Source organism: Rathayibacter sp. AC182 (assembly GCF_979253875.1).
Window position 1 is genome coordinate 934,982 of record NZ_CEEDEK010000005.1, and the last position, 12,606, is coordinate 947,587.

The window sequence follows — 12,606 nt, forward strand, 5'->3', positions numbered from 1 at the left end:
AAACGGAGATGAAGGAGTCTCTCACCAGCTTGGCGCGCAAGCCTTATGGGATCCGCGCACGCGGGAGCTCCCTTCAACGAGGCGTCGGCTCTGTGAGCAAGCCTCTCTGACGCATCGGGCGAATCTGCTCAGAGCGAAGAAAAGCCCCGGCGGGAGAGACCACCGGGGCGTTTCACGTGAAACATCAGAGAGCTACGGGGCAAGAGACACTTCGGACGGCTCGCCGATCTCGGCCAGAATGCGGTTCAAGTCCTGAATAGTGGCGAAGTCGATGACCATCTGGCCTTTGCGAGCCCCAGAGTCACCTTCACGCGAGTGTTCAGGCGATCCCCGAGGTGATCCGCGATCGAGCTGAGGTGTCCAGCGTGTCCCCCACGCTCCTCGGGCAACTCCCGGACCGACGTCCGCGGCTTCTTCATCTGCGCCGCCGCAGCCTCAGCGGCGCGGACCGACAGGTCTTCGTTCACGATCTTGTCCGCGAGCCGGCGCATCTGATCGACATCCTCGAGCGACAGCACCGCACGAGCATGTCCCGCGGTGAGCACTCCGGCAGCCACCCGTGCCTGCACGTCCGCAGGCAGGCGGAGCAACCGGGCGTGTTCGAGATCTGCGGACGGGATCGCCCGAGCCGGGACGCGAGCGCCTCCTGCGTGATTCCGAAGTCACTCAGGAGCTGCTGGTAGGCGGACGCCTCCTCGAGGGGGTTCAGCTCCGCCCTGTGCAGATTCTCGAGCAGAGCATCACGGAGCATGTTCTCGTCTGCGGTGTCCTTGATGACGGCCGGGATCGTCGTCAGTCCTGCCGCCTTCGACGCACGGAACCGACGCTCCCCCATGACGAGCTCGAACTTCGCACCACCGCGGCCCGACACCGGACGCACGACGATCGGCTGCAGCACCCCGAACTCGCGGACACTGTGGACCAGCTCGGCGAGATCGTCCTGGTCGAAGACCGCACGGGGCTGCGCAGCATTCGGCACGATGTCCTCGAGGGAGTCGTGCCAACCGCGCACCGGGGACATCCAGCAGATCGTCGGCCGGCTCCACGCCGAGGTTCTGGTCCGGGAAGAAGACGTCGACGGGTCGCGACCGCGTCTCGTCGCTGGTCGGGATCAGCGAGCCGATTCCACGGCCCAGTCCTGTGCGCTTCGTCGCCATCAGCGTGCCTGCCCTTCGTTCTCGGTGGTAGCGGCCTTCCGTGCACCTCGGCGTGCGATCTCCGCAGCGGCCTCCAGGTAGGCCAGCGAGCCGGAGGACTGCGGGTCGTAGGTGATCACGCTCTGCCCGTAGCTCGGTGCCTCCGAGATGCGCACGTTCCGCGGGATGACCGCCCTCAGCACTTCCTTCGGGAAGTGCTCGCGCACGTCCGCGGCGACCTGATGCGAGAGGTTCGTCCTGCCGTCGAACATGGTCAGCAGGATCGTCGAGACCGCGAGGTTGGGATTGAGGTGACGCTCGATCAGGTCGATGTTCTTCAACAGCTGACTGAGACCTTCGAGTGCGTAGTACTCGCACTGGATCGGGATCAGCACCTCGCGGGCGGCGACGAAGGCGTTGATCGTCAGGAGCCCGAGCGACGGCGGGCAGTCGATGAACACGTAGTCGAACGGGTCGTCCATGCCCTCGAGCATCCGATCGAGCGCTCGACGGAGGCGCTGCTCGCGCGCCACGAGGGACACGAGCTCGATCTCGGCGCCGGCGAGATGGATCGTCGCCGGAACGCCGTACAGAGAATCGAACTCCGGGCTCTTCTGGACCACTTCGGCCAGCGGGGTGTCGTTCACGATCACGTCGTAGACGCTGCGCGTGTCCGCGCGGTGCTCGATGCCCAGCGCGGTCGACGCATTGCCCTGGGGGTCGAGGTCGATGACGAGAACCTTGGCGTCACCGCGCGCCAGCCCCGCCGCCAGGTTGACGGTGGTCGTCGTCTTGCCGACCCCGCCCTTCTGGTTCGAGATCGTGATCACCCTGGTCGACTCCGGCTTCGGCAGAGGCTGTGCGTTGAGCAACGCTCGTCGACGGGTCATATCGGCGATCTCGCGGGCCAGGGGAGTGGAGGAGTCGAAACCCCCGGCCTGTCCGGTCACGTCGGAATCGGGTCGTTTCACGTGAAACCTTCGCTCAGCAGATGGATCAGGGCGGGTGCCACCGAGGCCGGGAGTCGAGGATCCGAGACGGATCGCGCGCGACAGGGCCGGATCAACCCACTGTAGCCCGGACCACGCGCGTGACCTCGGAGAGCACGCCGTCGCCGAGCACGACGACCTCGGGCGTCGAGACCTTGAACCGTCGGAGCACCTTCTCGGCCGCCAGGATCTCCTTCTCGGCGTTGATCCCCTTGAGGAGCACGAGCTCGCCCCCGGTCGCAGGAGCGGTGCTGTGAGAGGAACGAGCTTCGAGAGAGCACTGACGGCGCGTGCCGTCACCTGATCGAGCGGTTCCGGGAGGCGGACCTCCTCGGCCCGGGCACGGAGAACCGAGACATTCTCGAGTTCCAGCTCTTCGACCTGCTCGCGGAGCCAGAGGATGCGCCGCTCCATCGGCTCGATCAGCACGAAGCGCACGTCGGGCCGCACGATGCCCAGGACGAGGCCGGGAAGGCCCGCACCACTACCGACGTCACCCACCAGCCCCGGACGCAGCAGAGGCGCCACCAGGGCGCTGTTGAGCACGTGCCGGGTCCAGAGGCGGGGAAGCTCCAACGGGCCGATGAGGCCGCGCTCCTCGCCCTGCGCGGCGAGCGACTGCGTGAACCGGCGCAGGACCGGCAGTCGGTCGCCGGCGATCGCTGCGGCGGCGGCGGGTTCGGCCTCGAGGGTCGGCTCCACGGGTCTCAGCCGCGGGTGATGACGGTGTGGCGCTCGCGTGCCTCGCCGCGCGACTCCGACACGAAGCCGCGCTCGCTCACCATGTCGTGCACCAGCTTGCGCTCGTAGGAGGACATCGGGGGCAGGGACGCCGACGTGGCGCCCTCCTCGATGCGCTCGATCGCCCGGTCGACGAGCTGCGCGAGCTCGGTCTCGCGGGCATCGCGCGAGCCGCCGATGTCGAGGATGAGGCGCGAGAAGGCACCGGTGCGGGTCTGCACTGCGAGGCGGGTCAGTTCCTGGAGGGCCTGAACGGCATCGGGGCGCGACAGCACGCGGAGGTTGGAATCTCCGGACGCGGTGACGGACAGGTAGGCGCGGCCGTTCCGCACCTCGATGTCGATGTCGCCGTCGAGGTCGCAGATGTCGAGGAACTCCTCGATGTAGTCCGCAGCGACGTCGCCCTCGTCCTCGAGCTGCTTGAGGGTCGACTCCGGAGCCGGCGCGGCGCTCTCGCCGGCGGGCACGATCGTGGCCTCGTCCACGGCGGGTGCACCGTCGAACGACGGTGCCTGCGCGGGGACGGCGGTGGTCTGCGTCGAGTCGGTCATGACGGTCCTACTTCTTTCCGGCTTGCTTCTTGGCGCGGTTCTTGCCGACGGGCTGCTGGCGCTGAACGGCCTTCTTCTCGACGAGCGTGGTCTCGCCGGCGACGTTCGTCTCCTCGACGAGCTTGCCCTTGCGGCGCAGGCGCTCCTCGCGGGCCTTGGCGGCCTCGCTGCCCGGGGTGGGCATGTTCCGGATGACGATGAACTGCTGGACCATCGTCCAGATGTTCGAGGTCAGCCAGTAGAACATCACGCCGAGGGGGAACGCGAAGCCCGAAGGCGAACACGAGGGGAGGATGTACAGCAGGATCCGCTGCTGCTTGAAGGTCGGCGAGGCCTTGGCCTCGGGCGACATGTTCTTCGAGACGATCTGCAGCTGCGTGATGAACTGCGAGGCGGTCATCAGGACCACCATGATGACGGCGATCACGACGACGAGCTCCTGGCCGCCCTCCTGGAGGGCGCCCTGGATCGACTGGTGCAGGGGCGCGATGCCGAAGAGGTTCGCCTCGCCGAACTGGCGGGCGAGGGCCGCATCGAGGGGTCCGACGCCCCGCTCGCTCCGCTGAGCGTCGTTCAGCACAGAGAAGAGGCTGAAGAAGATCGGCATCTGGATCAGCAGCGGCAGGCAGGAGGCGAGCGGGTTGGTGCCCGTGCGCTTGTAGAGCTCCATGGTCTCGCGCGACATCGCCTCGCGGGAGAGCTGGTCGCGCTTGCCCTTGTACTTGTCCTGGATCTTCTTGAGCTGCGGCGCCACCTCCATCATGCGGCGCTGGCTCTTGATCTGCTTCACGAAGATCGGGATCAGAGCGGCACGGATGACGAGGACGAGGCCCACGATCGACAGCACCCAGGTGATGCCGGCCGCCGCCTCCAGACCGGTCAGCGTCAGCAGCTGATGGAAGGCGACGAGGATCAGCTCGACGACCCATTTGAGGGGCCAGAGGATCGTGCCAAGGAGGTCCATGGGAGGGGGTCAGTCCTTTCGAGGGCCCGCGACGAACCCGAGACGCGTCACAGCGAATCGGATGCGACCCGGAGCCGGCCGGTGCAGAGGGATCGAGGTCGGTACGTCATCGACGCCGCCGGCCGCCCACGGGTGGCAGCGGAGGAGTCGACGCGCAGCGAGGACGGAGCCGAGTACGAGTCCGTGGAGCTGGACGGCCTGCAGCGCGTACGAGGAGCACGAGGGGTAGTAGCGGCAGACGTCGCCGTACAGAGGGAGACGACGGTTCGGTAGACCAGCAGGAGCAGGATCCCGAGATTGCGGGGGAGGAGGAGCAGGCCCCAGCCCAGTCGCGCCGGCCACGAGAGCGGACGGCCGACGACGGAAGTGGTCACGAGCGGACCTCGGACGACCGGCCGGAGCGCGGGTTCCGCGACATCGCGCCCACGACCTCCCGGCGGAGATCCGCCCACGGAGCCGTCGCGCTGCTGGGCAGCGCGCGGATCACGATGTCGGTCCCGTGCTCGGTCTGCGCCACCAGCTCGAACGCGATCGCCTTCAGGCGCCGGCGCACGGTGTTGCGCGTCACGGCCGATCCGACGGTCTTGGCCACGATGAAACCGAATCGCGGGGGAGTCGCCGAAGACGACCTCCGGACATACGTGACGGTGTGCGGTCCTGTGGACCGCACACGCGACGGACGACTGCCCGGTACTCGTCACCTCGGACGATGCGATGGGCTCTGGCCAGCACCGCTGGTCGGTACCAGTGGGCTCTACGCCGAGAGCTCGGTGCGGCCCTTGGCGCGGCGTGCGCTCAGGATGCCGCGGCCGGCGCGGGTGCGCATGCGCAGGCGGAAGCCGTGCACCTTGGCGCGACGACGGTTGTTCGGCTGGAAGGTTCGCTTGCTCATGGTTCAATCTCCACGTACGTGTTCCTCGGTACCGGCGGGGCGACCGCCGGGGCGGTGCTCCGGTCTCCCGGGAAGAAAGGGAGCCCGGCTCCGATCAGGACGTGTCCCTGAGGACCGACCGAGCGACCCCGGGCAGGCGTCAACTGAGTTGAAAACTACGGCCTGTCCCGCCACCGGTCAAATGGGACCGGGCCGAAACCTCGATTCTGCCCGCGCGACGGCGTGTTCCGCGCATTGACACGCGGAGTCGGCTGTGGTGGATTTGTCTCCCGTCGGCTCCTTCGTTACCGTGTTGAGCCGCAGTTATCCACAGGCCCAGGCCGCCCGTTCCCGCGTCCGCGCTGGCATCGGCTCCCTCCTGTGGAGGGCCCTGTGGACGACGTTCGACCCCCGGACGGGCCGGATCACCGACGGACTCCGCGCGTTCGCACTGCGAACGGCGCCGCCGCACGGCGATGAGCATTTCGACAGCGACCGAGGACCGGAGACAGATGCCAGAGGACACGTCGATCGTCGACGCGTGGAAGGTGATCCTCGGGGCCCTCTCGCAGGACGATCGCATCACGGCTCCGCTCTACGGATTCGTCTCGCTCGTGGAGCCCAAGGGCATCATGGCGGGCACCTTCTACCTGGAGGTCCCGAACGAGTTCACCCGCGGCATGCTCGAGCAGCGCGTGCGCGTGCCGCTGCTCAGCGCGATCGGCACCCTCGACGACTCCTTCGGCGTCTCCACCTTCGCCTTCGTCGTGAACCCGGACATCGAGCACGAGCCGTTGAGCTCGCCCGCCTCGTCCGAGTCGCTGAACCCGTTCGAGCCGATCACCGGTTCCTCCCCCGCCCTCACCCCGGTGCGCGTGGTCGAGGAGATGCGGACCGTCCCGGCGACGGACACCCGGCTGAACCCCAAGTACAGCTTCGACAACTTCGTCATCGGCGGATCCAACCGGTTCGCGCACGCCGCGGCGGTCGCGGTCGCGGAGGCGCCGGCCAAGGCGTACAACCCGCTCTTCGTCTACGGCGACTCCGGACTGGGCAAGACCCACCTCCTGCACGCCATCGGCCACTACGCGATGAGTCTCTACCCGGGCATCCGCGTGCGCTACGTGTCATCCGAGGAGTTCACCAACGACTTCATCAACTCGATCGCCAACAACCAGGGCAACGCGTTCCACGGCCGGTACCGCAACGTCGACATCCTCCTGATCGACGACATCCAGTTCCTGCAGGGCAAGGCGGAGACGCAGGAGGCGTTCTTCCACACCTTCAACCAGTTGCACGATCACAACAAGCAGGTCGTGATCACGTCGGATCTGCCGCCGAAGGCCCTGACGGGGTTCGAGGACCGGATGCGCTCGCGCTTCGAGTGGGGCCTGATCACGGACGTCCAGGCGCCCGACCTCGAGACGCGCATCGCGATCACTCCGGAAGAAGGCCGTCAGCGAGAAGCTGCTCGTGCCCGACGACATCCTCGAAGTTCATGGCGTCGAAGGTGTCGAGCAACATCCGCGAGCTCGAGGGGACGCTCATCCGCGTCACCGCGTTCGCGAGCCTCAACCGCACTCCGGTCGACATGTCGCTCGTGCAGACGGTGCTGAAGGACCTGATCACGCTCGACGAGGACAACGTCATCTCGCCGGTCGACATCATCAATCACACCGCGGACTACTTCAAGCTCACCGTCGACGACCTCTACGGCTCGTCCCGCTCGCAGGCCGTCGCCACCGCACGTCAGATCGCCATGTACCTCTGCCGCGAGCTGACCAACCTGTCGCTGCCCAAGATCGGCCAGCTCTTCGGCAACCGCGACCACACGACGGTCATGTACGCGAACAAGAAGATCTCGGAGCTCATGAAGGAGCGCCGCAGCATCTACAACCGGGTCACTGAGCTGACCACCCGCATCAAGACGAACCGCTAGCGGCCCTCCACGGCTCACTCCTCTGCCGGTCGAGCACCCGCGCTACGGGCCCCGAGCTGCTCGTCGGACCCCCTTCCACGCTGGTCCGAGTAGCCGCACCGCGGCGTATCGAGACCGCCCACCTGTGACGGGGATCTCGATACGCGCCCTGCGGCCGCTACTCGATCAGCAAGCAGAGGGTGCGGAGGCCGTCTCCGGTCGGCACCGCGAATTCCTCCCGCTGGTCGAGTAGCCGCACCGCGGCGTCCTCGGACCCTGCACCTCGACGACTCCGACACGCCGTCGCCCCCTCCGCGTTCGACGCATCGAACGGATTCCGACGCTTTCCACACGTGTGCAGAACCTGTGGATAACTGTTGGACCCAACCGAGCTCGAACTGTGCGGCCGATCCGGCCCGCCTGTGGAATCCGGTCGACGCGCTCGGATCTCTCAACAGGGCGTCCACCGGCGCGCTCACAGCTCCTCCACAGAGGCAGGGGGTCCGGATGCCAGCGGGGAGTAGGGGCCACCAGCGCTTTCCACAGTTTCCACACGTGTTAGCACTGTTAACGCAGTTCTCTCTTTAATCGGGGCGCGAACGACAACCTTGTGGACGGCGCGAGGAGAGGTCGGAGGAGTCCACCCCTTCTGAGCGCGGCGAGACACCCGAGGTACGATGGGCGACGGTCTTCGTCCGCGACTCGTCAGGGGTGTTCTCGTGAGGTTCCAAGCCAACCGCGATGTCTTCAGCGAGGCCGTGTCCTTCGCGGTCAAGCTGCTGCCGCAGCGCACCACCCTGCCGATCCTCTCCGGCGTCCTCATCGAGGCGACGAGCGAGGGCACCTCACGCTCTCCTCGTTCGACTACGAGGTCTCGGCGCAGACGCAGATCGCGGCCGACGTCGAGGAGCCCGGCACTGTCCTCGTCTCGGGACGCCTTCTCGCCGACATCGCCAACCGTCTGCCCAACGCCCCCGTCCGCATCGCGACGGAGGAGTCCCGCGTGACGGTCTCGGCCGGATCCGCGCGCTTCACCTTGCTGCAGATGCCCGTGGAGGAGTACCCGTCGATCCCCGAGATCGACGCGTCGACCGGGCTGGTCCCCGCCGATGCCTTCTCGGCCGCCATCTCGCAGGTCGCCGTCGCCGCCTCCCGCGACGACGTGACTCCGGTGATCACCGGCGTGCAGCTCGAGATCACCGAGAACACCATCGGCCTCGTCGCGACGGACCGCTACCGCGTCGCCGTCCGCGAGATCGACTGGGACAACGGCGACAACCCCGCTCCGAGCCAGCCGCTCACCGCTCTCGTGCCGGCGCGGACCCTGCAGGAGGTCGGCAAGACGTTCGGCCACTCCGGCACTGTCTCGGTCGCGATCACGCAGCGCGACGAGGGCGCGAGCTCATCGCCTTCACGGCCGACCGCAAGACGGTCACGTCGCTCCTGATCAAGGGGAACTTCCCCCCGGTCAAGCGCCTCTTCCCCGCCTCGGTCGAGAACTACGCGGTCATGGCGACCAGCGACCTCATCGAGGCCACGCGCCGCGTCTCGCTCGTCCTCGAGCGCGAGGCCGCCCTCCGCTTCAGCTTCAGCAGCGACGGCCTCACCCTCGAAGCCATCGGATCGGAGCAGGCGCAGGCGTCGAGAGCATCGACGCGATCCTGACGGGCGGCGACGTCGTCGTCTCGCTCAAGCCGCAGTTCCTGCTCGACGGGCTCGCCGCGGTGCACTCGGAGTTCGTGCGCATCGCGTTCCACGAAGACCGAGAATCCCAACAAGCCCGGTCGGTCCTGCTCACGGCCCAGACCTCGCGCGAGCAGCCCGGCAACGACAGCTACCGCTACCTGCTGCGCCCAACCTGCTCCTGCGCTGACCCCCTCTTCGATCGCACCGTCGCGACCCTCCCCGCTCCCGACGAGCGCCCGCCCGCCGGCTCATGAATCCAGGAAGGTTCACCATGCACATCGGACTCGTCGGACTCGGCAAGATGGGCGACAGCATGCGCTCCCGCCTCCGTGAGAAGGGGGTGGAGGTGACCGGATACGACCGCAACCCGGACGTCTCCGACGCCGCCTCCCTCGACGACATGATCGCCGCTCTGCCCGCGCCCCGCGTGGTGTGGGTCATGGTCCCCGCCGGAGCGATCACCGACAGCGTCGTCACCGACCTGTCCGAGAAGCTCTCGGAGGGCGATCTCGTCATCGACGGCGGCAACTCCCGTTTCACCGAGGACTTCAAGCACGACGCGCTGCTGAAGCCCAAGGGGATCCACTACATCGACGCCGGCGTCTCGGGCGGCGTCTGGGGTCTCGAAGAACGGCTACGGCCTCATGGTCGGCGGTCCGAGCGAGCTCGTCGAGTACGCGATGCCCGTCTTCGACGCACTGCGCCCCGAGGGACCCGCGAGGAGGGCTTCGTCCACGTGGGCGAGGTCGGCGCGGGCCACTACGCGAAGATGGTGCACAACGGCATCGAGTACGCGCTCATGCCAGGCGTTCGCCGAGGGCTACGAGCTGCTCGACACCCGCAAGGACATCATCAAGGACGTCACCGGCACCTTCAAGGCGTGGCAGCGCGGCACGGTCGTGCGCTCCTGGCTCCTCGAGGCTCCTCGTGCGCGCGCTCGAGCAGGACCCGGAGTTCGAGCACATCGAGGGCTACGTCCAGGACTCCGGCGAGGGCCGCTGGACCATCGAGGAGGCCATCAACAACGCCGTCCCGGTGCCCACGATCCAGCGCCTCGATCTTCGCGCGCTTCGTCTCACGCCAGGAGGACTCCCCCGCGATGAAGGCCGTGGCGGCGCTGCGGAACCAGTTCGGCGGGCACTCCGTCAAGGCCGTGGACTGAGTTCACGGGCTCGGACCGGCTGTGCCGGTCCTCACGGCGGTCGGCTTCCTGAGCGGTCACGTTCCGCAGAGCCGGTCGCGTCCGGCGACCTGCGGCCCGCCGCCGCCCTGAGCAGAGATGCTCTCGGGGCGTCGGCGAGCCTCCGGCCGCCTGCTGCGTTCATCGGCGAGGACTGCCTGCGGCGGTCCTCCGGCGGTCAGCTTTTCGAGGTGGGCGCGTTTCGCAGAGCCGGTCGCGTCCGGCGACCTGCGGCCCGCCGCCACCCTGAGGGCAGCAGATGCTCTCAGGGCGTCGGCGGGCCTCCGGCCCGCTCCCTCCTTGCTTCCGCAGGGTGCGCGTCCTGCGGACGGCGGCGCTCGATGCTTGCTGGTCGAGTAGCCCCGCAGGGGCGCTATCGAGACCCACGTGATCCAGCAGCCGGGCCGATCGTCGGGTCGGTGTCACGGACGCGAGGGCGGCGGGATCCCGGCTGATCCCTCCGCTGGTCGAGGGGCCCCGGAGGGCCGAGTGCTCCAGCGGAGGAGGCACAGGCGCATCGGGCAGAGTGGGACGGAGAGGTGGTGACGTGCACGTGGTGCAGCTGGCGCTGAGCGACTTCCGGAACTACGGATCCGTCGACGTCGCGCTCGTGCCCGGGCCGAACCTCTTCGTGGGGCGCAACGGGCAGGGCAAGACGAACCTGGTCGAGTCGCTCGGGTACCTCTCCACCCTGGGGTCGCACCGGGTCTCGGGCGATCAGGCGCTCATCGGGCCGGCCGGGACAGCGCCGTGGTGCGGGCCCGACTCCGCGGCGGCGATCGCGAGCTGCTGGCCGAGGTGCAGATCAACCGCTCCTCCCCAACCGCGCCCAGATCAACCGCGGCGGCATCCAAGCCGCGCGAGCTGCCGCGCTTCTTCTCCAGCGTCCTCTTCCGCACCGGAGGACCTCCTCCTGATCCGCGGCGACCCGTCGGCCCGGCGCCGCTTCCTCGACCAGCTGGTGATCCTGCTCTCCCCGGATGAGCGCGGTGCAGGCCGACTACGAGCGGGTGCTGCCGCCAGCGCAACTCGCTGCTGAAGTCGGCGCGGGCGAGCGGCATCCGCGACGTCTCCAAGCTGAGCACCCTCGACATCTGGGACGAGCGGCTGATCGCCCTCGGCTCCGAGATCATGCAGTCGCGCCTCGCTCTCGTCGACGAGCTGAGCGGACCGGTGCGCCGCGCCTACGAGGCGGTGGCCGGGGCGGACCAGCGGCCGGTCCTGCGCTCGCGCCTGAGCATCGAGGGCGCGGTCGACGACGACGGCGAGCCCGTCGAAGGCGCCGAGCCGGGCTCACCCGTCGAGCGCGCAGGGCTGACCGATGCCTTCGCCACGGCGCTGACGGCGGTGCGCCGCAAGGAGCTCGACCGCGGGATCTCGCTGGTCGGACCGCACCGCGACGACGTGCAGTTCGAGCTGAACGACCTGCCGGCCAAGGGGTACGCGAGCCACGGCGAGCTGGTCGTTCGCCCTCGCCCTCAAGCTGGGCGCCGCGGAGCTGCTGCGCCGCGACTCCCCCATGGCGATCCGTCCTGATGCTCGACGACGTGTTCGCGGAGCTGGACTCGCGCCGCCGCGAGCGGCTCGCCTCCGTCGTCGCCGACTACGAGCAGGTGCTCATCACCGCGGCGGTCCTCGACGACGTGCCGGCCGCACTGGCGGCGCACACGGTGAGGATCGAGGCGGGCAGCATCGTCGAGCCCGAGACCCCGGGTGGCGCGGCGATCGCACCCGAGCGGGGTCTCCGGTTCGGAGCGGTCGGCCGACGCGACGGATTCGGACCTCGCGCACTCCGAGCAGTCGGCCGACGCGCGCGCGAGGCCGAGCCCGCCGCCGAGGAGCCGGCCCGTGGCGGCCTCGTCGCGGCTCCCCCGCGCCCGAGACCGAGGCCGCGCGCGTCTACCGGCACCTCAAGGAGGTGTTCGGCGGCGACGGTCCGCGCCGCGTCCGCAGGACCGTCGAGGCGCGCGGAGCCCAAGGGCGACGCGATCCCGTTCGGGAAGAGGACGCGACCCGCACGACCTCGGCGACGTGCTCGAGTCGCTCACCCGCAAGATGGACTGGACCGCTCCGCTCGCGCAGGGCGACCTCATCTCGTCGTGGACGGCGATCGCCGGCGAGGAGACCGCGAAGCACTCCACTCCGCTGGGCGTCGTCGACGGAGTGCTGAGCGTCGCGTGCGAGTCGACGGCCTGGGCGACACGCTGCGGCTCATGCGGATCGAGATCATGAACCACATCGCGGTGAACTACCCCGAGGCGGGGATCGCGTCGATCCGATTCCAGGGCCTGACGTACCGAACTGGAAAAGGGGCCCCAGGTCGATTCCAGGGCGTGGTCCGCGCGACACCTACGGCTGAGGACGCATTTTCGGTCGACCCCGCCGATCCAGGGCGTCAGATCGCCGCAGAGCGCCGCGGATCGTCCTCCGCGCGGTAGAATGGAGGGCCGCCGAACCGCAGCGACGCCGCTCCCGGAGTCCGTTCGGGAACGCGCGGTCCACCACTCGTGGGACCTCGCGCAGCGGGAGCGATCTCCAGATCCTCCCCGCGTCGCATCGGACCGTCAGAG

6 protein-coding genes and 7 pseudogenes are annotated in these 12,606 nt (G+C 68.6%); 5 read left to right on the forward strand and 8 right to left on the reverse strand.

All coding sequences use genetic code 11. The features are described 5' to 3' along the window. Nucleotides 1-192: 192 nt before the first annotated feature. The 8 genes and pseudogenes from AC0CII_RS15750 to rpmH form a co-directional block, all read right to left on the reverse strand. A pseudogene (locus AC0CII_RS15750) lies at nt 193-1,157 on the reverse strand (ParB/RepB/Spo0J family partition protein). Continuing rightward, complete coding sequence (locus tag AC0CII_RS15755; protein ID WP_465230950.1) at nt 1,157-2,026, reverse strand: ParA family protein; 870 nt, start codon at nt 2,024-2,026, stop codon at nt 1,157-1,159. The pseudogene AC0CII_RS15750 and the gene AC0CII_RS15755 overlap by 1 nt, the downstream one beginning before the upstream one ends. 172 nt (nt 2,027-2,198) lie before the next feature. After that, nucleotides 2,199-2,836, reverse strand: a pseudogene (rsmG, locus tag AC0CII_RS15760) (16S rRNA (guanine(527)-N(7))-methyltransferase RsmG). Next, entirely contained in the window at nt 2,833-3,417 is a 585-nt protein-coding gene (locus AC0CII_RS15765) for a Jag family protein (protein WP_465227141.1), read from the reverse strand. The pseudogene rsmG and the gene AC0CII_RS15765 overlap by 4 nt, the downstream one beginning before the upstream one ends. Nucleotides 3,418-3,424: 7 nt before the next feature. After that, nucleotides 3,425-4,381 carry a membrane protein insertase YidC gene (gene yidC / locus AC0CII_RS15770; protein ID WP_465229993.1) on the reverse strand — a complete coding sequence of 319 codons (957 nt, stop codon included), beginning with the start codon at nt 4,379-4,381 and terminating at the stop codon, nt 3,425-3,427. A gap of 9 nt (nt 4,382-4,390) precedes the next feature. Further along, nucleotides 4,391-4,710 (reverse strand): annotated as a pseudogene (gene yidD, locus AC0CII_RS15775) (membrane protein insertion efficiency factor YidD). Nucleotides 4,711-4,751: 41 nt separating this feature from the next. Then, a complete protein-coding gene (rnpA, locus tag AC0CII_RS15780) occupies nt 4,752-5,051 on the reverse strand; it encodes a ribonuclease P protein component (protein WP_465229994.1) in 300 nt (99 codons plus the stop codon). 84 nt (nt 5,052-5,135) lie between these two features. Beyond that, nucleotides 5,136-5,273, reverse strand: a complete 138-nt coding sequence (rpmH, locus tag AC0CII_RS15785; protein WP_055784512.1) for a 50S ribosomal protein L34 — start codon at nt 5,271-5,273, stop codon at nt 5,136-5,138. A gap of 491 nt (nt 5,274-5,764) precedes the next feature. Between rpmH and dnaA the strand changes: the two are divergent. The 5 genes and pseudogenes from dnaA (at nt 5,765) to AC0CII_RS15810 (ending at nt 12,268) form a co-directional block, all read left to right on the forward strand. Next, a pseudogene (gene dnaA / locus AC0CII_RS15790) lies at nt 5,765-7,191 on the forward strand (chromosomal replication initiator protein DnaA). 698 nt (nt 7,192-7,889) lie between these two features. Continuing rightward, nucleotides 7,890-9,043: pseudogene (gene dnaN / locus AC0CII_RS15795) on the forward strand (DNA polymerase III subunit beta). Between the two features lie 84 nt (nt 9,044-9,127). Next, nucleotides 9,128-10,018, forward strand: a pseudogene (gnd, locus tag AC0CII_RS15800) (phosphogluconate dehydrogenase (NAD(+)-dependent, decarboxylating)). Between the two features lie 565 nt (nt 10,019-10,583). Next, nucleotides 10,584-11,739 (forward strand): annotated as a pseudogene (gene recF / locus AC0CII_RS15805) (DNA replication/repair protein RecF); the annotation flags it as partial. A 352-nt stretch (nt 11,740-12,091) separates the two neighbouring features. Next, a complete protein-coding gene (locus AC0CII_RS15810; protein WP_465230951.1) occupies nt 12,092-12,268 on the forward strand; it encodes a DciA family protein in 177 nt (58 codons plus the stop codon). The last annotated feature ends 338 nt before the right edge of the window (nt 12,269-12,606 follow it).

Coding starts and splice junctions, on each gene's coding strand:
- yidC (WP_465229993.1), bottom strand. CDS start 4,381: ATGGACCTCCTTGGCACGATCCTCTGGCCCCTCAAATGGGTCGTCGAG.
- rpmH (WP_055784512.1), bottom strand. CDS start 5,273: ATGAGCAAGCGAACCTTCCAGCCGAACAACCGTCGTCGCGCCAAGGTG.
- AC0CII_RS15755 (WP_465230950.1), bottom strand. CDS start 2,026: ATGACCCGTCGACGAGCGTTGCTCAACGCACAGCCTCTGCCGAAGCCG.
- AC0CII_RS15765 (WP_465227141.1), bottom strand. CDS start 3,417: ATGACCGACTCGACGCAGACCACCGCCGTCCCCGCGCAGGCACCGTCG.
- AC0CII_RS15810 (WP_465230951.1), top strand. CDS start 12,092: ATGGACTGGACCGCTCCGCTCGCGCAGGGCGACCTCATCTCGTCGTGG.